Origin of the sequence: Parachryseolinea silvisoli, from assembly GCF_021190955.1 — a bacterium.
GTDB lineage: Bacteria > Bacteroidota > Bacteroidia > Cytophagales > Cyclobacteriaceae > Ohtaekwangia > Ohtaekwangia silvisoli.
In genome coordinates this window covers 334,006-358,683 of record NZ_JAIOAO010000005.1, presented here as the reverse complement: position 1 = coordinate 358,683, position 24,678 = coordinate 334,006, and the positions used below count along the sequence as shown (strand labels likewise).

General features: G+C 43.1%; 28 protein-coding genes. 10 read left to right on the top strand and 18 right to left on the bottom strand.

From position 1 onward, the window contains the following. Window positions 1-173 precede the first annotated feature (173 nt). A complete protein-coding gene (locus tag K7P01_RS26795) occupies window positions 174-1,898 on the bottom strand; it encodes an alpha-amylase family glycosyl hydrolase (RefSeq protein ID WP_267297673.1) in 1,725 nt (574 codons plus the stop codon). A gap of 533 nt (window positions 1,899-2,431) precedes the next feature. Here K7P01_RS26795 and K7P01_RS26790 point away from each other — a divergent pair. After that, on the top strand, window positions 2,432-2,674 hold the full coding sequence (locus tag K7P01_RS26790; protein ID WP_267297672.1) for a hypothetical protein: 243 nt from the start codon (window positions 2,432-2,434) through the stop codon (window positions 2,672-2,674). 104 nt (window positions 2,675-2,778) lie between these two features. Here K7P01_RS26790 and K7P01_RS26785 read toward each other — a convergent pair whose 3' ends face one another. Next, window positions 2,779-3,165: a winged helix-turn-helix transcriptional regulator gene (locus K7P01_RS26785; RefSeq protein WP_267297671.1), complete on the bottom strand. Its 387-nt coding sequence runs from the start codon at window positions 3,163-3,165 to the stop codon at window positions 2,779-2,781. A 127-nt stretch (window positions 3,166-3,292) separates the two neighbouring features. On the opposite strand from K7P01_RS26785, the gene K7P01_RS26780 reads away from it, so the two are divergent. From K7P01_RS26780 to K7P01_RS26755, 6 genes are all read left to right on the top strand, one after another. Next, window positions 3,293-4,084: an SDR family oxidoreductase gene (locus tag K7P01_RS26780; protein WP_267297670.1), complete on the top strand. Its 792-nt coding sequence runs from the start codon at window positions 3,293-3,295 to the stop codon at window positions 4,082-4,084. Between the two features lie 19 nt (window positions 4,085-4,103). Continuing rightward, a complete protein-coding gene (locus K7P01_RS26775) occupies window positions 4,104-4,427 on the top strand; it encodes a nuclear transport factor 2 family protein (RefSeq protein ID WP_267297669.1) in 324 nt (107 codons plus the stop codon). A gap of 609 nt (window positions 4,428-5,036) precedes the next feature. Continuing rightward, entirely contained in the window at window positions 5,037-5,639 is a 603-nt protein-coding gene (locus tag K7P01_RS26770; protein WP_267297668.1) for a type IV toxin-antitoxin system AbiEi family antitoxin domain-containing protein, read from the top strand. After that, on the top strand, window positions 5,636-6,568 hold the full coding sequence (locus K7P01_RS26765) for a nucleotidyl transferase AbiEii/AbiGii toxin family protein (protein WP_267297667.1): 933 nt from the start codon (window positions 5,636-5,638) through the stop codon (window positions 6,566-6,568). The genes K7P01_RS26770 and K7P01_RS26765 overlap by 4 nt, the downstream gene beginning before the upstream one ends. 287 nt (window positions 6,569-6,855) lie before the next feature. Further along, on the top strand, window positions 6,856-7,779 hold the full coding sequence (locus K7P01_RS26760; RefSeq protein WP_267297666.1) for an HNH endonuclease: 924 nt from the start codon (window positions 6,856-6,858) through the stop codon (window positions 7,777-7,779). Between the two features lie 429 nt (window positions 7,780-8,208). Then, window positions 8,209-8,451: a hypothetical protein gene (locus tag K7P01_RS26755; protein ID WP_267297665.1), complete on the top strand. Its 243-nt coding sequence runs from the start codon at window positions 8,209-8,211 to the stop codon at window positions 8,449-8,451. 54 nt (window positions 8,452-8,505) lie between these two features. Here K7P01_RS26755 and K7P01_RS26750 read toward each other — a convergent pair whose 3' ends face one another. Beyond that, window positions 8,506-8,892 carry a winged helix-turn-helix transcriptional regulator gene (locus tag K7P01_RS26750; RefSeq protein WP_317987636.1) on the bottom strand — a complete coding sequence of 129 codons (387 nt, stop codon included), beginning with the start codon at window positions 8,890-8,892 and terminating at the stop codon, window positions 8,506-8,508. Between the two features lie 148 nt (window positions 8,893-9,040). Here K7P01_RS26750 and K7P01_RS26745 point away from each other — a divergent pair, with 148 nt between their 5' ends. Continuing rightward, window positions 9,041-9,988, top strand: a complete 948-nt coding sequence (locus K7P01_RS26745) for an NmrA/HSCARG family protein (RefSeq protein WP_267297664.1) — start codon at window positions 9,041-9,043, stop codon at window positions 9,986-9,988. Window positions 9,989-10,512: 524 nt separating this feature from the next. Here K7P01_RS26745 and K7P01_RS26740 read toward each other — a convergent pair. From K7P01_RS26740 to K7P01_RS26700, 9 genes are all read right to left on the bottom strand, one after another. Beyond that, window positions 10,513-11,808, bottom strand: coding sequence for a hypothetical protein (locus tag K7P01_RS26740; RefSeq protein ID WP_267297663.1), 1,296 nt, complete (start codon window positions 11,806-11,808; stop codon window positions 10,513-10,515). 28 nt (window positions 11,809-11,836) lie between these two features. Further along, window positions 11,837-12,787: an STM4504/CBY_0614 family protein gene (locus K7P01_RS26735; protein ID WP_267297662.1), complete on the bottom strand. Its 951-nt coding sequence runs from the start codon at window positions 12,785-12,787 to the stop codon at window positions 11,837-11,839. 118 nt (window positions 12,788-12,905) lie between these two features. Beyond that, on the bottom strand, window positions 12,906-13,733 hold the full coding sequence (locus K7P01_RS26730) for a hypothetical protein (RefSeq protein WP_267297661.1): 828 nt from the start codon (window positions 13,731-13,733) through the stop codon (window positions 12,906-12,908). A gap of 20 nt (window positions 13,734-13,753) precedes the next feature. Then, complete coding sequence (locus tag K7P01_RS26725; protein ID WP_267297660.1) at window positions 13,754-14,938, bottom strand: PIN-like domain-containing protein; 1,185 nt, start codon at window positions 14,936-14,938, stop codon at window positions 13,754-13,756. 168 nt (window positions 14,939-15,106) lie between these two features. Continuing rightward, complete coding sequence (locus K7P01_RS26720; RefSeq protein ID WP_267297659.1) at window positions 15,107-15,454, bottom strand: hypothetical protein; 348 nt, start codon at window positions 15,452-15,454, stop codon at window positions 15,107-15,109. Then, complete coding sequence (locus K7P01_RS26715; RefSeq protein WP_267297658.1) at window positions 15,451-16,188, bottom strand: hypothetical protein; 738 nt, start codon at window positions 16,186-16,188, stop codon at window positions 15,451-15,453. Before K7P01_RS26715 ends, K7P01_RS26720 begins: the two co-directional genes overlap by 4 nt. Window positions 16,189-16,190: 2 nt before the next feature. Then, a complete protein-coding gene (locus K7P01_RS26710; RefSeq protein WP_267297657.1) occupies window positions 16,191-17,018 on the bottom strand; it encodes a PLP-dependent lyase/thiolase in 828 nt (275 codons plus the stop codon). Then, a complete protein-coding gene (locus K7P01_RS26705) occupies window positions 17,015-17,470 on the bottom strand; it encodes a nucleoside 2-deoxyribosyltransferase (RefSeq protein ID WP_267297656.1) in 456 nt (151 codons plus the stop codon). The genes K7P01_RS26710 and K7P01_RS26705 overlap by 4 nt, the downstream gene beginning before the upstream one ends. Window position 17,471: 1 nt before the next feature. Further along, window positions 17,472-18,623 carry a radical SAM protein gene (locus K7P01_RS26700; protein WP_397311145.1) on the bottom strand — a complete coding sequence of 384 codons (1,152 nt, stop codon included), beginning with the start codon at window positions 18,621-18,623 and terminating at the stop codon, window positions 17,472-17,474. 548 nt (window positions 18,624-19,171) lie between these two features. On the opposite strand from K7P01_RS26700, the gene K7P01_RS26695 reads away from it, so the two are divergent. Together K7P01_RS26695 and K7P01_RS26690 are read left to right on the top strand one after the other, a co-directional pair. Beyond that, window positions 19,172-19,843: an AbiV family abortive infection protein gene (locus tag K7P01_RS26695; RefSeq protein ID WP_267297654.1), complete on the top strand. Its 672-nt coding sequence runs from the start codon at window positions 19,172-19,174 to the stop codon at window positions 19,841-19,843. A 104-nt stretch (window positions 19,844-19,947) separates the two neighbouring features. Then, window positions 19,948-20,814: a hypothetical protein gene (locus K7P01_RS26690; RefSeq protein WP_267297653.1), complete on the top strand. Its 867-nt coding sequence runs from the start codon at window positions 19,948-19,950 to the stop codon at window positions 20,812-20,814. Window positions 20,815-20,850: 36 nt separating this feature from the next. Here K7P01_RS26690 and K7P01_RS26685 read toward each other — a convergent pair whose 3' ends face one another. Genes K7P01_RS26685 through K7P01_RS26660 form a run of 6 tightly spaced genes read right to left on the bottom strand, consistent with a single transcriptional unit; the run spans window position 20,851 to window position 24,440 of the window. Continuing rightward, a complete protein-coding gene (locus tag K7P01_RS26685) occupies window positions 20,851-21,522 on the bottom strand; it encodes a hypothetical protein (protein ID WP_267297652.1) in 672 nt (223 codons plus the stop codon). Window position 21,523: 1 nt separating this feature from the next. Next, complete coding sequence (locus K7P01_RS26680; RefSeq protein ID WP_267297651.1) at window positions 21,524-22,048, bottom strand: glycoside hydrolase family 108 protein; 525 nt, start codon at window positions 22,046-22,048, stop codon at window positions 21,524-21,526. A 14-nt stretch (window positions 22,049-22,062) separates the two neighbouring features. Further along, window positions 22,063-23,031 (bottom strand): peptidoglycan-binding domain-containing protein, encoded by a 969-nt coding sequence (locus K7P01_RS26675; protein ID WP_267297650.1) that lies wholly within the window; start codon window positions 23,029-23,031, stop codon window positions 22,063-22,065. A gap of 4 nt (window positions 23,032-23,035) precedes the next feature. Next, window positions 23,036-23,449: an annexin gene (locus tag K7P01_RS26670; RefSeq protein WP_267297649.1), complete on the bottom strand. Its 414-nt coding sequence runs from the start codon at window positions 23,447-23,449 to the stop codon at window positions 23,036-23,038. After that, window positions 23,446-23,628, bottom strand: a complete 183-nt coding sequence (locus tag K7P01_RS26665; protein ID WP_267297648.1) for a hypothetical protein — start codon at window positions 23,626-23,628, stop codon at window positions 23,446-23,448. The genes K7P01_RS26670 and K7P01_RS26665 overlap by 4 nt, the downstream gene beginning before the upstream one ends. A gap of 2 nt (window positions 23,629-23,630) precedes the next feature. Then, window positions 23,631-24,440: a hypothetical protein gene (locus tag K7P01_RS26660; protein ID WP_267297647.1), complete on the bottom strand. Its 810-nt coding sequence runs from the start codon at window positions 24,438-24,440 to the stop codon at window positions 23,631-23,633. Between the last annotated feature and the right edge of the window lie 238 nt (window positions 24,441-24,678).

Here is a 24,678-nt window from a genome sequence, read left to right as displayed (position 1 = left end):
ATGGCAATTTCTCATTCCAGCAATTGTTGAAGTAGGTCAGCGCATCTTGAAGTGTTTTTATGATAGTATTCATCTCAGTGGCATTTTTCGATAAAGATAACGTGGTGTATTTTCGACGGCTATGACGGGAATGAGGCCGCTTGGTGATTGATGTCATCGGGGTGATGACTGATTTATGGTTGGCGTGGAATTGATCCATCCGGGGCGGTATGCTGGTTTGTTAGAATCACGAACTGCGTGGGTTTCAATTTTATCTTAATGAAATGACGGTTCCCATCTTCATCTTTTAGCACGTGAATCTTGCCGTTGCCACCGTAGCAGTAGCGAAATGCGCTGCCTTCTGGGTTGAGATGCCCATCGATGCCAATGTATTCCTCGTCGTCGTGCTGAAGGGATCCATTATAAACAACAAGTATTTCCTCGTCATAAAGAATGCGTGAAAAAGCCAGCATGCAGTCGCTGGTCACCGGCAGATGAAATGTTCTGCCGTCGTTTGATGATTCACGCATATACATGCGGCCAAACTTTAGCACCGCGCTACCCTTTCGGAAATTGGCAAGGCGCGCGATCTCCTGATAAATTCGATTGTTTTTGTTTAGGATGTTGTGTTGGCTGTCCTGCAGGTCAAACATGGATTCGCGCACCGCCCAGTCACCGTCGCCGCAGCCGGCGAGGCCTTGTTCCGTGCCATAGTAGATGCAGGGCGTACCTAAAGCGCAGAGCAGAAAGCCGATGCCGGCGATGATCTGTTGTTCGGTCGCATCGTGGCCGAACCGCGCCTTTACGTCATGGCCTACCTGGTCATGATTATCAATAAAGGTCACCAGGAACTCGCCAAACTCACCCCGTGACATGGCATTCTTGCGCAACGATTCATATCGCTCAATGAGTTTCTCCGGCGTAGCCTTTCCCAAGATGACCTTCGACAGAACATGGTATAGCGGAAAGTCGAGCACCGAGTTAAGTCCATAATAGAGCGCCGTATCTTCGACTGTGACAGCGGTTTTCGGCCCGATGTATTTGTTATACATCTCTTCGGGCCCCAAAAGCTCGCCGAACAAAAAGAAATTACGTTTTCCGAGTTTATACGCATATTCCCGGATATGTGAACAGAACTGGCTGATCGTTTTTTCACCCATATGCTTCACCGCATCAAGCCGAAAGCCGTCGATGTCCGTCTCACGAATCCAGTAACAATGTACTTTGGTCAGCACTTCCTGCACGTACAATGCTTCTGGTGAATCATCATTGCGAAAGGTCTTGAACTGTGCGAAATCTCCGTCACGGGTCTCGGGAAAGCTGTCGAAATTTCGGATTTGCCCTTTTCTCGAATATAGATCTGGGTTTCGAAGCTCTATGGGAGAGGGCTTGCCCGGGAACCTCCATTTACCAAATGGAAATACCAAGCCGTTGTAATAGTAATAATCGAGGTCGTCGGGGTAGCCCCAATTATTTCCGGAATGGTGCAGTACGATGTCGAGGAACACGCGCATGTCGAGAGCATGTGCCGCATCCACCAGATTGGCCAGATCTTCTTTGCTTCCAAAGCGCTTGTCAACCGCCGTATAATCTTGTATAGCGTATCCGTGGTAAGATTCTTCGTTATTTTCAAATATCGGGCTCAGCCAGAGTGCAGTACAGCCGAGATCTTTGATGTAATCGAGGTGTTTTGTGATCCCTCGGAGGGTTCCACCACAAATTCGTCGGAGTTCGTCGGGAGTCCCGTAACCCGTTGTCTTGCCTGTTCCATTAGCGGGGGTGCGTAGCTGATCGTCATGAAAACGGTCAACCATCAGGAAGTATATCATTTCTTCCCGCCATTCCCGCCCGCCGTTCTTCCAATACTGCTTGCCGGGTTTAGGTGATAGATCAAGATCGTGGATAGATCGCGTTGTCACAGGTAGTTTCGTCGTTAAGTTTCGCATCAATATGGTGCGAAGGGCTGATGTTGACCAATAACTAAGGTCATGAGTTTACTGGATGGTTGTCATTGGGCATGTGCCGCAGCACAATGATAATCATCGGAACGGGTTGATTTCGTTATGTGAGAATGCGTGAAGCAAAAAAACGTACAATCCATGCTTTTATTCCGAATGCTAAAGTGCACTTGGCGAAAATCAGCTTGGGTTGGATAAGCTGATTGCTAGGAAAGCGTTCCTTAAGGTGAGACGAGGTATTTCTAATATTGGTCGAGAATCGCGAGGCATGCAATTGCCTAGCTCGCGTCATTCTGAAATCCCGCCGGGAGTTATACGGAGGTGTCGATTTGAACTACCGAAACAAAAAAGAGGGCATCTCAAACTTTGAGACGCCCTCTTTTTATTCTGGATGCTTTCATCCTGAAAAAAAAATAGGGTTTAAAATGAGTGATTCATTTACCAAATGGTGAAAAAGTAGCTTCTTGGATAAGAATTGGACAATTAGTCAGAATATGGAAGATTATTTCGAGTTGCCCGTAACCTACAAGGGTGAGGAGTTGTTGCTAAAGGGCCGGTTGGCCGCCTTTACCTACGTTTACAAATTTTACATCACGGTAAATGATATGGAGTTGGAATTTGAACGGGATGATAATGGTGAGTTTCGCGTAATTTCTTCCGAGGGCGGCGAAGGCAACGTGGACCGAAACCTGATCGCCGCGATTATTGACGTGCTGGAAAAGTTGCAGACCATGTAACGCGGATAATTTTGTTGTATATCCTCGCCTGAGGCGAACGTGCAAACACCGTTTTAGAGCGAAGTTAATTCCACCCTTTGGTACGTCCGGAATATCCAAACAGCTTAACTATCAAGGTTGTCGTGCAAATCCGGAATTACAATTTGTTTTAAAATTACATCCCGCAAACGGTCTTCGTGTTCATCTCCCCATTGACCAAGTGCAGAAATTAAAGGAATTACAGTTTTACCAAACTCGGTAAGTGCATATTCTACTTTTGGCGGAACGACCGGGTAAATAACCTTGGAGACAAGTTCATGATCCTCCAATTCTTTTAGCTGAATATTTAAAACCCTGCGTGAAGCATCGGGTATTTTACGCTGCAACTCACTTGGTCTTTTATGTCCCTCATGAATAAACCAAAGCAAACGTATCTTCCATTTGCCGTAAAGTACTTCACCGATCAGATCAAGCCCACAGTTCAAGTTCGGTATTATTTTCCGCTGATACATAGTGCAAAGTAGACGTATGTCACAATTTGTGCAATAGGGGACTAATTTATCCCTATATGAGTCGTAACTCCGTACTTGAGAAAACTGCTTTTACACACCAGTTTTGTCCTATAAACAATTCTTAAAAATGGGACATTTTAATTTCAACAACGAATTATCAGGCAAAATTGCCCTGGTAACAGGAGGTACAAAAGGAACCGGACAGGCAATTGCAGAAAGGCTGGTACAAGCCGGTGCAACGGTCATTATCACTGCCAGGAATGCTCCCGAAAAAGTAAACAGCAGCCTGCATTTTATTTCTGCCGATCTAAGCAAGGCAGAAGATGCACAAAAAGTAATCAGCGAAGTGCTTTCAACGTATGGCAGGCTGGATATCCTGGTAAACAACCTCGGTTCTTCATCAACACCCGCCGGTGGTTTTTCAGCATTGAATGATGAGGATTGGATATCAACCCTGCAAGCCAATTTACTTGCTCCTGTCAGGCTTGACAGGGGATTTTTACCGCAAATGATTGATCGGAAAAGTGGTGTTATTATTCATATCGCTTCCATCCAGGGCATATTGCCGCTATACGATTCAACCTTGCCGTACGCGGCTGCAAAAGCAGGATTAATCAATTACAGTAAAAGTTTATCGAATGAAGTTACGCCAAAAGGTGTCCGCATGCTAACGGTTTCGCCAGGATGGATTAATACAACGGCATCGATAGCCTGGTTAGGTGAGATTGCAAGAAATGCAAATAGTACTGTAGCAGAAGCTCAGCAAGGTGTTATGGATGCATTGGGTGGTATACCTTACGGCAGGCCCGCCGAGCCGGAAGAAGTTGCTGAATTCGTTGGCTTTCTAGTTTCACCGAGAGCCAATTATTTAACAGGAACAAATTTTGTCATTGACGGCGGAACTGTACCGACTATTTAATAACCTCAAAATAAAAATAATGAACTTACCGGAAGTAGTATCTGATTTAATAGAAGCACAAAATAACTTTGATAGCGCTACTTACGCAAATTGTTTTTCCGAAACAGCCGTAGTTTATGATGAAGGCAAAACGCACAAGGGACGAAAAGAAATAGAACTTTGGATTAAAGAATCTAATGAAAAATACCAATCAGTAATGAAACCTCTTGAATATACCGCTAATGGGACTTCAAGTGTGTTATCGGCAGAGTGTTCCGGCACTTTTCCAGGAAGCCCGATTATATTAAAATTTCATTTCGATATTATCGATGGCCAGATTCAGCATTTAAAAGTAACCAGTTAAATATAGCAGAGAGTAACTAAAGGTTGGTCACTCTCTGCTTTTCATTCTTAAATCATTAGTTATTGCATCAGTCATTTGAATCTATCGATACATGGCAATTGCCTTGTGCTTTAAACCCAGGCTAGAACCAGAAGAGGCATTAACATACGGTAGCAAAGAAGTTTTCACGCGGGGTTCGATGTCCATTCCACTACTCAAATTGGTAAAATTTGCAGGCTTTTTATGCGGAGAGACAGGGATTAGCTGAAGTGATCTCACTAGGGGGCGCGTCAATTCAAATGCTGGTCGCTTCGCTCCTCCGGCATTTTTTGTTTTAGGACTCGCTGGAGAGAGGCACTCCGCTCGCCCTAAAACAAAAAATGCCGCCCTTCGGGCAGCATTTGATTTGGCGGGGAGGACTGGCAAAATCTCGAACCGTTTGGTAGGGGATTTGAGGCTGCTGTATCGGGTGACTATCGGGAAAAACCTTGTTTAGAGGGCATTTAGGAGGATTTTGGCGCTCGCACGTGTCCCGATGTACAGATTTGGGCTCAACGAGCTCCTGATTGAATGGAATAGATTTTGATCTAATTTGTTTACATTTGTTAATAAGTGATAACATATTAAATCATGAAGGAAGCTATAGCAGACATGGCACTCTCGATTATCCGCCGACATGGGGGTATGATTCGAACTAAGACGGCAACCGCTGCAGGCATTCAATCGCGTACCCTTAGCGCACTCGTTCAGAAAGGGAAGCTGGAACTCTCTTCCCGCGGCGTCTATCGTCTTACAGAAAGTGAACTCTCCAGCCCGGATCTTTTTATAGTTGCCACACGAGTTCCGAACGCGGTGGTTTGCCTGATCTCAGCACTGTCGTTTCATGACATGACAACGCAAATTCCCCATAAAATACACATCGCTATTGAGCGATCAACCAGAGCTCCACAGCTTGAATATCCGCCCCTGGCCGTGTATCGATTTTCAGGTAACGCTTATCACGAGGGAATCGAATTGCATATTATAGATGGTATCGAGACTAAAATATACAGTGCCGAAAAAACACTGGCGGATTGTTTTAAATTTCGCAATCAAATAGGTATGGACGTGGTACTGGAAGCACTGAAACTGTACCGATCAAGAAAAAAGCTGAATATGAAAATGATTACCCACTATGCTGATGTCTGCCGTGTTTCAAATGTTATGCGACCGTATATCCAATCTCTAGTATGAGTAGTAAGCCTATTAAAAACAAGGCGGCATCAGTTCGTGAGCGACTATTGCAGCAGGCTCGAAAAGACAAACGGCCGTTCGATGAGTTGTTGCAATATGCCGCTATGGATCGGTTCCTCTATCGTTGGTCGAACTCGAGAAGTGCAAATCATTTCGTTTTGAAAGGAGCATTGATGCTTCGCGTCTGGGATGTTAGCGAGCAACGTGCAACCAGGGATATCGACATGCTGGCCAAGGATACTAGCAACGACTTAGAATCTATCACAGCTATCGTACAGGAAGTGATGGCCGTGGAGATAGAACAAGATGGGTTTATCTTTTCAACCGAGACGGTCAAAGTGGAAAGAATTACGGAGGACGCCGACTATCAGGGCGTACGTGTGAAATTTACAGGCAAACTGGATAACGCAAGAATCTCCATGCAGATAGATATTGGTTTTGGAGATATTGTCTATCCCGCACCGACGAAACACAGGTTACCGGCCATGCTTGACTTTCCACCTGCGGAATTGCTTTGCTACAGCCGGGAGAGTGCTATAGCTGAAAAACTACAAGCACTAGTCTATCTCGGTGATGCGAATAGCCGGATGAAAGACTTTTACGATATTTACTTCCTCTCCCGTGCTTCCGACTTCACCGCAGGTGACTTAGCAAATGCTATCCAACTAACTTTTAAAAATCGTGAGACAGAAATACCGGCAGCGATCGGTTCGTTCAGAAAGGAATTCATCACATTGAAGCAGTTACAGTGGCAGGCATTTCGGAAGAAACTAGACCAGGAATACATCCCTGAATCGTTTGAAGAGGTTGTTACGAGCATCGATAAATTCATCATGCCTGTCATTGGCCTAATTTTGGCCGGCGACAAGCCCCACTATACCTGGACTGCGCCCGGTCCATGGGTTGCAAATGAAGAAATTAGGAATTGAGAAATATCTAACGAATTAGGCATGGAGCCAAATAGACCGGAATTGACTGAGTTTTTTAACAGCATACTGCAGGCGATGAATGACGCAACACGCAAATTAGTAGAGGAAACTGTAGCCAGCGGAGGATCGTTGGTTATTTCGATAAATGGAGAGGTGAAGAAGGTCCCTGCAAAAGACTTGCTGACGAAGGTTTACGAACATAAAAGTACTCTTCTATAAGAGGTAATCCTGGTTCGATCATCATTTCAATACTCGCAAAAAAATAAAACCTTCCATGAAAATTATATATGGGTAAGGCAAAACGTAAACTGCATTTATTTAAACTCTACCGAAAGAACATTGAATTGCTTTGTGAGAACCCACGATATAATCGTGATGTATTAAAAGACATTATCATCTGTCCAATCTGTTTTCATACATTCAAGGAATCTGATATTAAAAGAAGTGGTGATAAAAATTACTTGACAATTGAGCACGTCCCCCCACAATACTTAGGAGGTAGAACCGAAGTATTGACTTGTTATAAGTGCAACAATCTTTTTAGTGAATTTGATAAGGAACTCGTTTACGTGCCTCATCGGCAAGATTCCACGGTGGTCAACTGGCGGGCGAAGTTGAAAGCAGGGGAAGATAAGTTTGGTGCTATAACTGAGTTCGATTTCAATACTAACACTATCAAGTTTACTTTGAGCAACAATGATGACTTGACAAAATTTATAGAGTCTTTCAAAGGAAAGAATCAATTTAATTTTGAGGTGAAGGACAAAACCAAAGCGGTGGGAACGAATCTATTGAAGATTGCCTACCTATTAGCATTCCATAAGTTCGGCTATGGATTGATTATGCAGCCCCAATACAATTTTATTCGGGCACAAATTCAAAGCCCTTACGAGACTATTCTTGATAATCATGGTGTTGTTCATTTTAATGATGGGCTTGATTTGCCTGATGGTGTGTACGTAGTGAAGCAACCGAAAGAATTTGTCTCGCTTCTTGTTCGATTTCGTTTAACAAAGCAGGATGGGACGGCAAATGTGTATTCGGTTCATCTGCCATCACCAGCAGTTGACGTTGTTGGCTTCTACAAAAGATTGAGTACTATCCCCAAAGGCGTTAAATACGTGGTTGCTAATTTCGATGACTTAGACTATTGGAGCGATCGAACTCAGGCCTACGCTGCCATTCATGAAATGAATCATTATTTGCAGTAAGTCGATGCATCCCTGTGCGGACAATTCCCTTGACAGCAAACTGAAGATTACCAATTATTTACGTCAACTGATGCTAGACTGGGTTCGATGTCCATTCCACTACCCACAAAAAAGCCTGCAAGCTGTTAAAATTTGCAGGCTTTCTTTATGCGGAGAGGACCGGCAAAATATCGAACATTTTGGTGGAGGATTTGAAGTTGTTGTATCGGGTGATTAACAAAAAAAACAGTTCATTTAAAGGCCGTGTGGAGTAATGGTTTGAAGGAAGCTGCTTATGTATTAGCAGCGAGCATAGCAATGAGCTGGCATTCCCGATAGGAATATCGGTAAGCGCTTTCATCCTGAAAAATAGGGTTTAAAATGAGTGATTCATTTACCAAATGGTAAAAAAGTAGCTTCTTGGATAAGAATTGGATAATTAGTCAGAATATGGAAGATTATTTCGAGTTGCCCGTAACCTACAAGGGTGAGGAGTTGTTGCTAAAGGGCCGGTTGGCCGCCTTTACCTACGTTTACAAATTTTACATCACGGTAAATGACAGTGAGTTGGAATTTGAACGAGATGATAACGGTGAGTTTCGCGTAATTTCTTCCGGGGGCGGCGAAGGTAACGTGGACCAAAACCTGATCGCCGCGATTATTGACGTGCTGGAGAAGCTGCAGACCATGTAATACGGTTGTGTTGTATATCCTCGCTGGAGGACGCGTGTTGTGCGCCCTATACGTTTAAAGTTTGTGCTTTCCAACAGAGACTAGTTCACCTTTATCCAGTACAACCTGATTGCCCCATGCCGTGATCGCCTCCAAAACGGGGACAAACGTCTTACCAAACTCCGTCAGACTATAAACAACTTTAATGGGTGGCTTTCTTCCATAGACTTTTCGCGCCACCAGTCCGTCTTTCTCTAATTGCTTTAACTGCAAGCTCAAGGTCATTTCGGTTACAGAGGTCATTTCTTTGCGAAGTTCATTGTACCGTTTTGCCTCGTCTTTCAAATGGTAAAGAATGACAGCTTTCCATTTTCCTCCCACCAAATCCATGGTAAGGCTAATCGTGCAGGGATAAATCCTTCCTTTCAGTTTTACGTGGTCGCTAATGCATTCCGTGTTCATACTGGAGGCTTTTTTTTTGACCTATCGGTTTGGATAGTTATTGCAAACGTAGGGTACTGAAAATAGTTTTGCAACTATAGTTTTTATAGTTGTCCGGGCTCGCCGTACAAGCAGGTGAATATTGTCGGATCTAAATGCAAACGAAGTTATGAAACAAAATGATAAGCCGCTCATTACCATCGTGGGAGTTTTGGGCAAACAGGGCCGTAGCACTGCGCAGACGTTGTTACAGAGTGGGCGTTATCGTGTGCGCGGCATTACCCGGCGCGTTGATTCGCCAGCGGCGCTTAGCCTGGCAACCCAGGGCGCTGAGCTCGTGAGCGTGCCGCTCGATGTAGGATATAAAAAAGAGTTTGTAGAAGCGTTCCGGGGTTCCGGCGGCGTTTTTTTAATGACGCCCGGAATTGCCCCGCCGCAAACGCACGAGACCGAGTTGGGTAAGCAGTTGGCAGATGCAGCCGTCGAAGCTGGGGTTCGCCACATCATTTTCAGCGGGTTGGAAAACGTTGGTAAAATTACAGAAGGAAAGAAGTTTGCACCCCATTTCACGGATAAGGGCAATATCGAAGAGTACATCCGCACGCTTCCCGTCACAAGTTCGTTTGTCTACATGGCGCTTTTTTATACCAATCTGCCAGAGTTTTATACGCCCCGGGTTGAAGGCGATACACTTGTATTCCCGATTTATTTACCCGGCGACTTTCGCGCGCCCTTTGTTGATCCGCTCACCGCCACCGGCCCGGCGGTTTTGGAGATATTCTCGAACCCGGATAAATACTCCGGCAAGTCGTTACCGGTGATTGGCGATATCATTTCACCGCGGGAAATGGTCGATACCTTTGTGCGGGTTACCGGCAAGAAGGCTGTGTACAGACCTGCCTACACCCGGCAGGAGTTTCTGCATCATTTCCCGCACTATGGTTCAAACGAACTGTTAGTAAACGAGATTTTGGGTATGGTAGAGTACGCCGTGGAGTATGGTTATTTTGGCAAGGATCGCGACTGGTTATGGAGCCGTAAAGTGGACCCCAATAGCCAAACCTGGGAGCAATTTCTGCGGCGTACGGGGTGGGGAGGGGGAGCATTTTCGCACTAACACGGCTAACAGGCCGGTCGGCTGAAATCGATCCCCGGTGACGGGATGTACTCTATGCAGGGAGGTAATGTGTCTACCATATAATGGTACGGATGTGAGGCGCTATGAGATTGCTCAAAACAAAAAAAGCACTGATTTCTCAGTGCTTTTTTTATTCTGGATGCGGGGAGGACCGGCAAAATCTCGAACCTATTAGTAGAAGATTTGAGGCTGTTGTACCGGGTAATTATTAGGAAAATGCCTGTTTAACGCAAAATTGGCGCTTCTTCGCTCTGTGCGACGGGCTTTCTAAAATGTCCGTTATCGAAGTAACGCGCTCATAGAAAGGATTGTTAAGCCAGAATGCTCGGATCGGTCGTTGTGTTGAATACATGGTAATTCCATTGCTGCTATCTGCTCGATAGATAGGTGTATTTCATTGTCGAACTTGTTCGGCGGCGTCAACGGCGCCAATCTCAATACATTTATCAAATTGCAAAGTCCGCACCAACGTAATCTGGGCAATTAACTACTGATCTAAATCGTCATAACCCAATTCGGTGTTGCGTTTGTTTTGCCTTGGTTACCGAATTTTTTGGAACGATTATATTTTCTTTTGTTTTGAAATCATGGAAGAAGTAATAGTTTACCGTCCCCCCGATGTACGTTAGCGAATTGCTCGACATAATGGATTCTTGATTATTTAGCATCAATGTCACCGAATATTTCGGTCGACCTGCGTTGTTCAGTCCGTAGGAGATTTGATTTTCATAAAGAATAACGAAGAGAAAAGATACCAGGAGTGCAGCGCCTGTGGATGCCATGGTGACCAAACGTCCCGAGGAAAAAGTAGCCATGACATGTATATATAAAAAGGATACAACGAAAAGCGTCACAGCAAAGGCAATCCCCACAGTTACAATCTGAAGGATAACAAGGCCAGTCGCATACGCCGTGATGTCAGAGATAAATGTCATGATAAGGTCGGGTATCTTGTAGTAGGCAAGTATTCCGAATCCGACAATGATGAGTATCATAAAGATTGATAACCGTTTTCTCGCGGAAGTCTCCGGTCGTCCCTCTTTAATTTTGACAAACTCAAAAAGTCGATAGATTCCAATATATAATAACATCAATATGAATAGTTCCTTCACTGTAGGGCCAAATGCTAATATGATTTCAGAGACATCAAGGTAGTTATTCACGTTAATGCCATAAAGCCCGAAATAAAAATAGATTTTAATGTAGCTAATGAGGATGATAATCGTGGTGAAAAGCGAGATGCCCGTAAAGTTTTCCTGAAGTACTTTGATAAAAACCGGAAATGACTCGGGCGGCTGCTCTTCAGCGATAACGCTGCTAACGGTTTCATTGCTGGCGGTCGTTTCTGTGACGGTATTAGCTCTAAGATCGGACTCAATAGTTGACAGGATCGTATTAAACTCCTCCATGTCAGAGGGTATCCAGAGTCCATCGCTGTTCTTTCCGTTTATTCTTACTCCGCGTCCACGCTCGTTTACAACACTATGGATCGCTGACCTGAGAATGGTTTTCCTTGGTTCGTTATTGAAATCGCGATGAATCGAATCATCCTCGATAACAATTCTAAAGGTTTTCCACCTATTGATTCGCGTCTCTATTTTCAGAACGGACTTGTATATGAAGGTCGCAAAAAAGGGTAGGAAAATGGTTAGTAACAGGCCGGGTTGCCACTGATCAGTGAATAACAAAGCATAAATTCCCCCAACAAAGGGTGGACCCAATGCGACGGACATCCAGATATAAACCGGTTTCCGCCATTTTATTTCTTCGAACTTTTTTTTGAAAACCAATGGTCCCATTTGCTTAAATTGTTTCAGTGGTCAGGCGTCAGCTAGTTTTTGAAATTTCTACGATAAACAAGATATTGGATGCGGTGAGATTTAGCGCATACTTCGCAACAGCTTCAGATACTTCGGTTATCTCACTCCCCTGTCCATGGCCGGCCAGTTTATTTCTGGTTACTGGCACTCCACTAAGGAGTAGACTTTCGAATGATGTAAATTGTTCAGTGTAGAAGTCTTGGAAAAGCCCATTATTTACAAGTACTTTTATCAGTTTTCTTGCAGGATCAGTCTTGTCATAGGCCCATCCTTTTGAGTCACAGACGATTTTAATAGTACTCTCAAATGCCTTCAGACAATTGACTAAGCATTCTTTGTATCGATTGTAGCGATAATGTTGATGAGCACTCAGGTACTCATCGTTTGCGCCTCTAAATCGCTTGCTTGAAAGTAGATTTATTGCCGGACCTATTATTTCAGAATGCGAGATGGTACTGTCGATTCGAACCATCTGACTTGATTCATATTGATAGCCAATACCAAACTCACGCATTCTGAAATTGAATTCTAAAATGGCTTCATCAGGAAATATTTCAATGCTGGTTGCATTTTTTCTATAAACTTCGTTCCTCCCAAGTGTGTCAAGTTGTTGAAGAATCAGTTCTAAGACAGTGAGAGATCGCTCTATTTTCTCTTCGGAAGTAAAAAAGTCGAGGACAAGTGATGATGAATCATGGAAAAAGTTGATCCGCTTTGTATTGAATTCCTTGCTCAATTTTGTTTCGATTGGATGGTAAAAATCGAACAGAGCTTCGTTGTTCGATGTAGTGATTTTGTTTCCCCGCTCGTCAGCTACAGTTCCACTAATCCACCGCCCGGTTGCCTGCAGGATCAGATGCGCCAATTTTCGTTTTAGCTCTTTGGGTAGTGGTTTGTTGTAGATATAGACATCTGGAAGCTTTTTCAGTCGGAGTGCAAACACTGGCAAAAAGTCCATGTAAAGTATTGTTTATTCGTTGATTAATTCGGGCTGTTGTACCGGGTAGTTATTCGAGAAAACGGCATTTTTTGAGGGATCGGAAGATTAAAATATGGTGACGCCCCGGAAGCCAATATTATTGAACCTTTTTTAGGACGGCCGAGATTGGACCAAAAAAAAGCTGTGCTTCACCTTCCGAGTTACGGAACGCCACGTATCCAAACGGGATCGAAGTATTTTGAAAAACCGGCTGCTCTGCTTTGTAATGCGACATTACAGCTTTGATATCTTCATATGATCCCCAGATCACAGGAACAAGCATAAAATTCCTTTCCTTACTAAGTCCCTTCAAACGAAGTTTCTCTGTTATCTTCTGGTAAATCCGATTTTTAACTTGACTTTCACTCCAAGTCGACGCCTTATGCATCATGATATTCACGACTTCCATTAATTGCTCCTGCATGGTACTAGGTACAACCAAACGAAAGTCAATCCTCGAGCCTTTTGAATTTAGTGGATCGAGTAGGCATTCTGTTGCGTCGAGCTCGCAATTCGTGTTCGCTTTGATGTAGTTTAAAACCGCTAGTTCGCCAACGAAGTTCAGAAACTTAAGATCCATATTTGAAAATATGCCATTGATATTGTCACGTATAAGCAATTTTTCTTTATCGGTCAGTCTGCCATTCAATGACTCAAACAAATCGTTAATAAACTGAAGGAATGATTCGGCCTCTTTAATCCCCTTTGAATAAGCTACCACATATCCATAGAACGAAACCTCCACAAGTACAGGTACGCCCTTCGCTTTATATCGCTTCGTGTGGTCAGCCATTTTTCTTTCAAAAGTGCGCGTGATCGACCGCCAATCCAGTTTTTTTTCATTAAGCAGATTGAACAGCGCAGGAAAGTAAACTCTGAGCCGCCCCTCTAGATCATAGGTCGACTGGCTTTTCGGCTCGTTCATAATTGAAGTTTATTAAAATCCTACTCATAAGGTATCGTAACCGTTTCCCCTTCAGTTATCACCGCCAATTGTATTTGTGCTTGTCCGATGCGATAGAAAATCTGCAAGACCTTTATCACACCTGGATCCGGATCGCCAGCTAGATCATTACTTGCTCGAATCGTCAATCTGTTATTTGCAATTTTGCTGACCAACAAATCTGTAACATCTATAAGTTTATCCGTTGCCAGTGTACCGTATTTTGCACTGACAATTTCCAAAGTCTCTTTGTGGATATTTTCGAAAGAAATATTTGTTAGCGTTCTTTCTGCATGTACTATAAAAATCACATTGTCGGTATGCACAAACGTATTTTCCACATAATGCAAATGAGGCTTCGTGTCAAATTGAAACCAATCGCCTTTTACGAAATCGTTCGTTAAAAAAATGCAGGATTTTGAAGTCTTTTTCATGAACTTCATCATCTCGTGGAATATTATAAAGTCGCCTGAGGCGCCGTCTCTGTCCCCACAACCCGGAAACGCATATCTCCATCTTGTACTTGCTTTCGCGCCATTATAGAAAGCGACCAATTTGGCGAACTCTGTCTCAAGAAACAAAATTTCATCACCATCGAGACCATCCATTTGCTTTAGAGTGGAGACAACGTTCAGCATTTCGTCATTCAGTGAAATATTTATATTCTCTTTAGTGGTTCTTCCAACTTGACGTTCAATCGATTGCAGAAATTCGACATCGTTTAACTTCTCCAAAATCATCTTCTCAATCAGTTGATACTGTTCCCACAAAGAATTATAATCTTGAGACAGTAGCTTTTTTCTCTTATCTCTATAGCTTTTAAAAAGATTTGCAATATTGCTCCGCAGTGTCTTATAATCTGTAGCTATATTACCTAATGGCTCAAACAAGTCTTTTTTAATTACGGAGAGTCTGTTTTTTAAAAATTCTTGCTCTATCTGCTTAGTGATATAAATTCTTCTCGAATAGGCTTCTATAAACTTTAGCAGCTTTCCTTTTTCAAGTTGAGACATTCCATAGTATCCTAGAAGGATATTTGTGTCAAGAACAATTGGCAAATCACCTTCAAGTTTTAATGCCGATTGAAATTCGTTAGAAAACTTATCAAAAGCCCTTCTTGAAAGTTCAGCTGTTAATTTTCCATTGTGAAGGAAATAGAACTCGGAATTAATTGTTTGTTCGCTCATCTAAGAATGAATATACCTAATTGATTTTAGTCGTCTTCAATGTTATACTAACGATTTGATTTTTCGTTTTTTAATCCATCAATATGTATGCATTCATTCATTCATGAGATGTAAGCATCAATTACAATCAGTTGAGGAACTAGCAAAGAAAAGAAAATAGCTCAAGAATTAGTTGGCTTTTATTTTTCTTCTAGAAACAATTGAATCTTTAATTTTACGCAGTTCTTTCTCTGAAAATGCTCTAGCTTTAGCTAGTGAGTCTATCGTTAATTCAAGTCGTCCCAATGAATTTCGCTTCGTGTTGTAATCCGTATCGAGTGAATCAATTCGGAGCTGCATTCTTACGATAGAGTCTGAATTCTGCTGAATCTCCAAGGTTTGCTCGGAATAAATGAACATGTCATTATTCCTTACCTTACTAGCAATTAAATAATTTAGGACAAAGAACACAGCAACTGATGTCAAAACCCAAATAAGCTTCAGTCGCCAAGGCAAATATCTATATCCATTTTTCATAAAAAGAACTTGTATAAGAATACCAATGATCCGATGGAACCAATAAACCCATACAAAAAAACATGTCCCAGTTGCATTTCATAGTGGTCTAGAAAACCCTGGTAGTTAATCAATAGATAGATTTGTCTCAACTCAATTTTTAGCTTATCTCGTTCTGTTTCATTAACCGAATATTCAACGTAATTTTTCAAGTCATCTAAATACAGCCGATTAAAAGCAAAAATACTAGATGGCGTGTGTAAAGGCCACCACAAAGTAATTGACCGTTCCCTTTTTAAGGTTTCCATATAAAAGTAAGGTGCCGTATTTCCCAATTTTTTTAAAAAAAGAAAAGGATAACGACTTCTGGATTGTAAAAAGAAAAGAACAAGGGCGAATAGTGCAATTAACATTACATCGAGATAAAAAAGAACGCTAACCGAAATGATGCTTTTCCAAAACGGGGTAAAAGCCGGAATCTTATTTGCAAATGCAACCATCAGTCCGACTCCGGCCGAGCCGAATGCAAGAATTTGGCCGCAGACACTTACTATCAGGTGAGTAAATTCAGGTTGAATGTGAAGCGCGGACCTTCGATCTTTTAAAGTCGTCAAAACCTTCTCCAAACATTTATCGTCCGTATCCGTGAGTAATGTGTTGATCTCATGATCAACCCTATCTTCGATTTCCTGAAGTTGAGATGCCCATTTTGGTTCTCCAGTGATCCAATACTCTAGCCTTTTTATAAATTGCATATTTATAGAATTTCGGAACCTACTATCCAGAATAGTGTTTTGTTCTTAATAAATTTATTGTTTTGTATAAACCAGCTAAAGGTCTTTGCTTCGTATCGCGGGTGAAAACAGATATCCCCTATGCTAAATGTTTTTTTTAAATTATAATCAAAGTTCCCGTTATCGTACAATGAGTAGAAATTCAATTTAGGGATGTTGCTGTTGATTTTTTGGGTTCGTATTTCATCTTGAATAAATTCTCGTCGATCGGGCGCCGTAGAGATCAGCCATATTTTTTTGACTTTTTTCCCGTACCGCGAAATGCCCTTGATAAGTCCGAGTGTGGTTAAGCCGCTTCCGCAACTAACAACGATAGTATCTATTTCGTCAGGCAAGTTCATTATCTGTTCAGAGGTAATGTCGATCTGCTCTGCGAGCATCGACGGTTGGATGATACCACTTTTGATTAGCAAAGAACCTGGAAGTGAGATCTTTTTAGCTTGCGAAAATAAATAATTCTCACGATATGGCTTCTGCCTGATAATCTCCGCGCCTTGACCTCGAGCTAATCGCAAATATTCAGTGTCACGACTTCCACCCACTAGATATTTAACTGGAATTCCAAAGTGTTTTCCCACTGCCGAAACAATGCCAAGCTGTGGGGAATTCATTGAAGAATAGGTTACTATTTCATTTGGCTTTGATGATTGGACAATATGTATGCACTGTCGCAGTTTTCCGCCGTTAACCTTAAGACCCGAGAAAGGTCGAAAGAGATCATCGCGTTTAAAATATAGTCCGTTTATTTTCTCAACCGGAGTTAATGCGCTAATATTTATATCTGATTTCACTTCTTATTTGATAGCAGTATATTAATCTTATCGACACCTTCTTCTATTGTACTAAACCTCCATTGACAAAGCGCATCTAACATCGAATGATTGTATACACTCGAAATATTTTTTATGATTATTACCGGCTTTCGAAAAGCATCAGCCCAAAAAATTTCCCCTACCGTTCCTATGGAAATACTCTCATGATTTAGAACATTCACTAATACCAAATCGCATCTCATGATGTCCATCCGGTCCCTTGCTACGATCTGAATTCCATGCAACAGATCAGTACGTGTTGACTCTGGGGTTCTGTGATGCGAAATTGAACTAAAATCTGTACGGTCACGTAGCGGACTTAAACAGACAATATCGCTAGCTACTTTGCTCGACACAACAGATCTCCAGTCTTCAGCATCCGCTTTTTTTTGACCGCTTATTGGACCGGCCAGATAAATATATTTTTCCATTTCAGTCGTTCCACTTATAAATCTTGTAGCCGCTAGAATCAACCCTGTTAGTATCCGATACATTGTAGAAGGAAGCAAGGTTCATCCTGGGGTCATTGCTATTCCATCGCTTCGATAGGTGCTCATAAATTGAATTTTCATTCTCCGTTCGACAATGACTATTTATGAACTCCTTAATTGACCCAGTAGGACGCCACTCTTTTTTTATAGCAGAAAACCTGATCGTTTTTTTATTGATCGACTCACGAATGGCATATCCAATTTGAAATTTATACCAATTATCGAAACCCTGAAATTGATCAATTCCGCTACAACAACATTGAGTATCCGATAAATATTGAAACTCGTTGTCGGCACATCCAAATGTAATATCAAGACGATTAAGTCTTTTTTTGATATTTAGAATGGTCCCTATTTTTTCCTCAGCCGGCAATATTAATTCTCGCGCCACTGGCAATGCCCCCTTTGATTTATATATCTCGTTTAAATTCATTCCAAGCGATTCTACGTGGGTTGGCCACGGGGCATTCTTGCTTGAACCGCTCAATGGTATCTTTAGATGTTCGACTCCCAGGTGCTTTATACCTGTCGATGAAATCTTTGAGATAAACATTTCAGGAGTTTCGCTAAAGCCCACAATCACAGGTTGCCATCTAGCGGCTGTTTTAACTCCTGCTTTTGAAAGCTTTTCCATTGTTCGAAGTAACTTGGACGGTTTGGGCGAATTCGGTTCAATTCGCATTGATTTCTTGTCGTCTAACGTTGAAAACGAGAACTGAACAACGACGTTCTCAAAACTTTTCAATATGCTGAAGTAATCGTCTCGTGCGATTAGATCACTTCTCGTGCTGATTACAGTGGGATAATTGCGTTCTTGCAGTGTTTGCAAGTAGTTTTTACTGACAGTATATTTTTCCTCAATTTTCTGAAAAGGGTCACTCATTCCTCCAAAGTGGATAGGTGTTTTTCTATACAAAAATTGTGACAGAACACCCAATGTAGATGCGTCGACCCTATCAATATGTTGAAATCTTCTTTTGAGAAAATTCGGATCAGCAGGTTTTATTTTGTTCCAGTAAAATACGCCACCACGATTTAGTGCATAACAGTATTTGCATTGGAATTGACAACCCAAATACGAGTCTAGTCTCACCGGTAGACCGCAAAAATAAAACTGACTGGATAAGGCTAAGGGCTCGGTATATTCTGAAGTCAATACGGTATAAGTTAGTAGAAACGTTGGGCCACATCATTTTGATCCTACTTGGACAATAACGTGGAGTTACCTTCTAAAATAGAAAAAAATATGAATTACAAAAAGGGATCAAGTAGCGAAATCTATTTAATTTTAAGCTTTGTTCTCTAACCCGGCCTAAATTTGTCTGATAGCGAATTTATGTAGGCAGACATTATACGTTGGGCGAGACCCGTAACCAAAGACGACTCTATCTTAACTGGGCAATAGCCCAATTATTAGCTATTAGAGGTCGTCGTTTATACGCTGGCAGTGGATTCGCTCAGTCCGTCCCAGACGACAATGCCAATCTATTAACTATATAATGTAAACGGTACTGTTGTCCATGGCTCACTGAGAGATGTTTTCCTAAAATTCAGTGTATTTTATGAAAACTTATTAAATATTTGACTTACTGCGCAAAAAGACTGCGCAGAAGGTCGTTTTGTTGCAGTAAATTATACAGTATGACCGATTCCGAATTTAATACCGCGCCCCGCAAATTGCTTCTTGAAGGAGCTAAACTAGTTTATAAAAATGCCCTCTGTCATTATGATTCGGCCCAAGCATTGGCTGCGAACGGAAAATATGGTACCGCAAATGCCTTGTTGATACTCGGTATGGAGGAATGTGTCAAAAGTATGGCATTAACGGCAGGCTTTTGCGGAGTAAAATTGCCGAGTTCTATCGAATTATTTTTTACTAGCCACAAAGTTAAGCTTGGAGAAGCTGAAAAAATTCAGCCTTTTGCCCAGGATATGATTAATCTACTTCATATCCTAAATCCTTTGATGGAACGTAGAAAATTAAAAGGCCGTCTCATTAATCCTTTCGCCTTTGTGCGCCTGTTTTTTCGAGTCATTCGAAGCTTCAAGATAAGCCCAATTTCTAAAAATCAAGCGCTATTCTGGCAAACTGCAAACCCGAAAAAACAAGCAGGGTTATATGTCGGATATACAGACGGAAAGTGGTTGACGCCATTGGACACTCCAAAGTCCGCCTACGACCAAACTTCGGAATTGGCAAATCCTTTTTTTACGGTTCTCAAACATTTGGAAGAAATCAAGCCAAACGATTATAAGACGATTGACAAAGCTCGAGTAACCTTGAATAAGGTATTGCCCCAAGTTTTCAGTTAAGCAGGATTTTCTTCCTTAACTGCGCCGATGCCTGCCTATTAAATGCTTATGTTCTTGTGTCGACTTAGCATGACTTTACAGCCAATCAACCCCTTGCATCACATATGTCACAAAATCTCAATAATGAAAAGATTCAGCAATGCATACTTAACATCGATATGGTGGCCCGTCATCTCTTCTTCTCTGTTGAAGGCATGAAAGAGTTAAAAGTCCCTTTGCAGTCACAGGTATTTACCGACGTAATACAATATTCGTATATAAGAATTTGCACTATTCTTGACGAAGTGACTATTCTGAACGGTTTAGCGAAAGGAGATATCTTTTTACAAGATACGCTATATTGTATGAAACCAGCTCTGAAAGGAATTAACGAGTACAAAGGTCTCCGCAAGGCACGTAATCTCCTCCTTGCCCATTACAATAGAGATCAAAAAAATGTATTCACTCCTTGGTGGACCGAACTTGCTGACTTTAAATTACCGAGAACCTACAAGGAGTTAAATCAGATTTTGGGGCTTATACTCCTTATTAACACGATTTTAGTGACTAGATATAACACAGAGTTTCATAATTTTAGCGATAGGCAGCACCCGGACTTTGAAAAATACTTTGACGAAGTAGAAAAACTTGAAAGTGACGCAACAACCACCCCTTCACCACTTGATGAAATTCAAGATGAAGTGCAAAGGCGATGCATTGAGAAAGGAATTGTTGATATCATAATAGACCCTGCTATGATAGAATATTTTAAGGACGGGATTGCAAAAAAGTTCAAGCCGAGACCCGTCGACGAAATTCACAAAATGACCGACGAGGAACTTAGAAATCAGCCGGAGTTCAGATTGGCATTTGCAAGTCTTGTTGCCCGAGAAAATAAGCGGCGCGATAGACCATTGAACTCAAAAGAATTGGAATGCCTTGAGACTGTTATTATTGGGTTATTTAGAAATTCCGTGTTGGCAAATGATTAATGCCTATTTGAGACATCCAAACTCCGTAAACTGGAGCTAATTAATACTATAAAACTTTCTAAGTATCCAACTTAACGTGAAAATGACGGCTACTGTAGTTGTCTGCACGACTCTCTTCAAAGTTATCCGGTTAATTGCTCTGAAATCAATCAAGCTGTAAGTAATCAGATTTCCATGCCTATCAATATGAAGCTTGGAAACAGCAATGAACGTAGCGAAATCGTCCGCCGTCTGAAATACCTGGCAGCCAGCTGAGTATTTGTTAATCGCCTGTGTTGTACCCGAACTCTCCGCTCGGTGAACGTTAATTCCGAAAAAACCAGTTTGACGAACTCCATTATTGAAATCTAAAACGGAATCCCGGTTGTAGTCGCGAATGATCGTAACAGGTTTAACCTGCACCAAGGCTTCGTACAAACCCCGGTGCATTCCCAACGCATAGGCATCCACATACTGCCCGGTAGCTAGGATTGCCGTGCCTTGCTCATATAAAGGGTTATTCAACCAAAATGTGCCCGGATCAGTCGTTGCGTTGAAAACATGATAGTTCCAGTTTCCGGCATCCGTCCGATAAAAAACGTGTATCTCATCATTGAACTTGTTGGGCACCGTACTCTTACCACGCAGCCCTACAATATTGAGCTGATAGGGCTTTGTATACAGAATGTACCCACGCTCGCGCAATATCGCTTTGATCCGGGCTAACATTTTACGCCTGATACTTAAATGAATTGATCCGGTTCATCCACCCCTTGTAAAATACATGCTGATCCGGACGGCGCTCTACTATCTTTTCGATGAATAACTTGCGCGCCGCCTTTAAAACGGCAAAGAAATGATCCTGTGGGCAAACGTTAACCGACGTCAGCGTCTGTGGGCCTACAATACCATCCTGCTCAATCCCTAAAAGCCGTTGTACCTGCTTTGCCACTGTCTTCCGGCCGGAGTTATAGCCCCAATCCACGATGAACTCAGCCACCGATTGATTCAGAATAAAGTCGGCCCGGAAGTAGTCCCAGAAGACCGTCTTCGCAACGTAGGCGGCATCTTCTTCGCTAAGGCGTTTTATATCCTCGGCATCAATATCACCGTCGCAATCCTTGTCATGCCCGTGCTCCTTCCATACAGAAAGTATGACGCCGTACTTGGTCGGGCCGCCTTTGTCCAATGGGTGATTCACATACCCTCCCTCCAAATGCAGGACCTTGCCTGCAAATCCTTCAAAATTTGCCATTGTGTTAATTGGTTTTAAGTGTATCTCACGTCTTGTGTGGGAACGGATAGAACGGAGTCGTCCACAGAGCGGAACCAGGTGAGCCCGTTTTCTATTTTGATTTCGTCCCCCAGTATGGTATTTCGGTTAACCGGTATGCGGTTGTTTCGCGAGTCTGTCACAATCGTCTCCCGAAGCGTAATAAGATCTTTGTACAACCGGATGCCCTGGAGGCTCCAAGTGCCCACGCTGTCCACCTTCAGGCCCATGCGCAGAAGCTCGCTTTTGATCTGACCCTTGGCCGACTCGTTGCCAGCAAAGGCATAATTCAGTAAATCGGTGACAATGGTCTTTGATACAAGCGCCTGCCGTTTGTAGTACTCGTTCACTGCTGAGTAGTCCGATACGGTTCGTATCTCTTTTAAAATTGCCAGAACAAGGCTCACGTCCTTGCCCTGAGCAGCACGGTACAACCGAAGCGCTATGTTGGACGGGTTGAATACTATCTGCGCTACAGTGCCGCCGGTGATCTTATTAAAGGCCGCCTCGTCTACAATCTCGCCATAGCCCGCCAGCTTCAAAGCGTTCGCGGTGCCTGGACCGAACTGGCCATCGATTCCGTCATTCGCATTCATGGCCGCAGTGCCAATGATCCGTGCTAAGCCCTGTTGCAACGCGGTCACCCGTGTGCCGCGGCTTCCACGTTTCAGGGGAAAGCTATCGGTGCCTTTGGTCGATTTGGTTGCGAGCGATGCCGATGGGATGTAGTTATTGATTAAGATGGTATCCGAGGCACCGGCTGCGGCATCATCCGCTACCTGTAACTTTTTCCTCCTTAACCTGTCATATATCAGATACCCGCCACCACCCAGCGCCGCCAGGGCAAAGACGTAGATAAACACCTTCGATGGTCTTACCTTCTTCGGCGGCTTCTTCATCTTGTCCAACCCCTTACGTTCCTGCTTCCACTGTTTTATATTATCCCTGCTACCCTTCCGCTCCATATCCCTATTTCTTAGCGTTCAATATTCGAATCAGTTCGTTGTACTCATCACTGCTCAGCTCGTTTTCCAGATCGGCGTTTAAGCTCTTCCCGTACATATTGGAGTACTCGCGTTGCACCTTGGTATACATGCTCTTCGTAGGTATGTCGTTGAATACCCGGAATACCTGTTCTTCGCTGGTTCCCCAGCCAAACGAGTTATCGTTGTCAAATGCCATTTTCAGTTGTTTGGCATAGGTCGCCGGATCACCTTCATCGAGGCTGCTCTTCTGCGCTTGGTTAGCCTGCACCTTCTTGAAGAAATGACGCGCCAGAAAGAATAGGCCCGTAGCAGTACCGAGCCCGAGGGCTGAATAGATCACCACGGTTTTAAGGTTCTCGGCCTTCTGTGTTTCCGATGCGCGTATGCTTCGCGTCATAACCCTAAGGCTCGTTTTGCCAATGCCGTTTTTACCGGGTCATTCTTCACCACATCCGCGAGCTTGGCAATCTCTCTTGCCCGAAGCTTTTGCATGAGTACGGTTGCCGATAGCATCTTTACTTCCGCCTCCTGCTGTGTCTGCGCTTCTATGCTGATTTCAAACTTGTACTTGTTCATGATTACGGTTGTTTAACATTTAACTGGCTTAGCACAAATGGTATCTTGCTCTTATCGTCGGCCAGGGCTTGCAGAATGATGAGAAGCTTATCAAACTCATCGCGGTTAAACTGCGCCTTTAACTGACTTACAAAAGTGATGGCAGCCTGATCTTCCGAATTAGTTACCTGTCCCCCGGTACCGGGTTGAAAACTTACTGCCGCGTCCTCTTCCGGTTCCTCTGCTTTTCTCCGATTGTCGTTTTCGATCAAGCCCGCAAGCGCCTCCCCTCCGGGAATACCACGTACAATGTTCGGGTTGCGCCGGATGAAACTTTCCACGAAGCTGGACCCTATCTCTCCTAAAAAACCTTTTAGCGGCGATTGACTGGCCTCCAAATCGGCTTTCTGCTTTTGCAGTTGCTCAATATCCTTTTCAAGCTCCCGAACCTCCAGGCGTAGCTCTTCGTTCTGCTGCCGCAGGGTATCCGATTCCCTTTCCTTTAGTTTCCGTTGCACCTGCTCGTCGATACGGGCATCAATGTCTAACCCGCTAAGTCCCTCTTTGGGCATGTCCCCGAAATAGAATATGCGCTTGTCGTTGTTGTTGCTCGTGCCGGTGTATAAAAGCACTTCCATACTTTTTGTATCCGCGTCCACGAAGCTTTCAAAGAGGCTGAACATTGCCAGGTCGCTTGTCCGGCGCACGACTTTAAACCCATCGACAACAATTTCATAATCTATCGGCTGGGCCCTCTCCGAATACAAGCGAAGGTGCTCGATAAGCCGTTCGATCTTGCGAGGCTCGTAGCGTTCTTTCGATTGAAGTGCCATACGTTTAATTCACAATGATTACCTGTATTAGTTTCATGCGCCTTCTCTCATTCCCCGGGTTTTCTATGGTTATTTCACCCCGGTGCTCGTGCATATTACTCGCTGCCGATTCGTCTATGCCGTCGTAAACCCCATAGTCTGATTCAATTAAAACGCCCCTCGGGTCATCGACGACAAAGTATAGCTCGTTGTAAGCAGTAAGTACCTGCTTCGTATAAGCGGATATTGTCATGTCCTT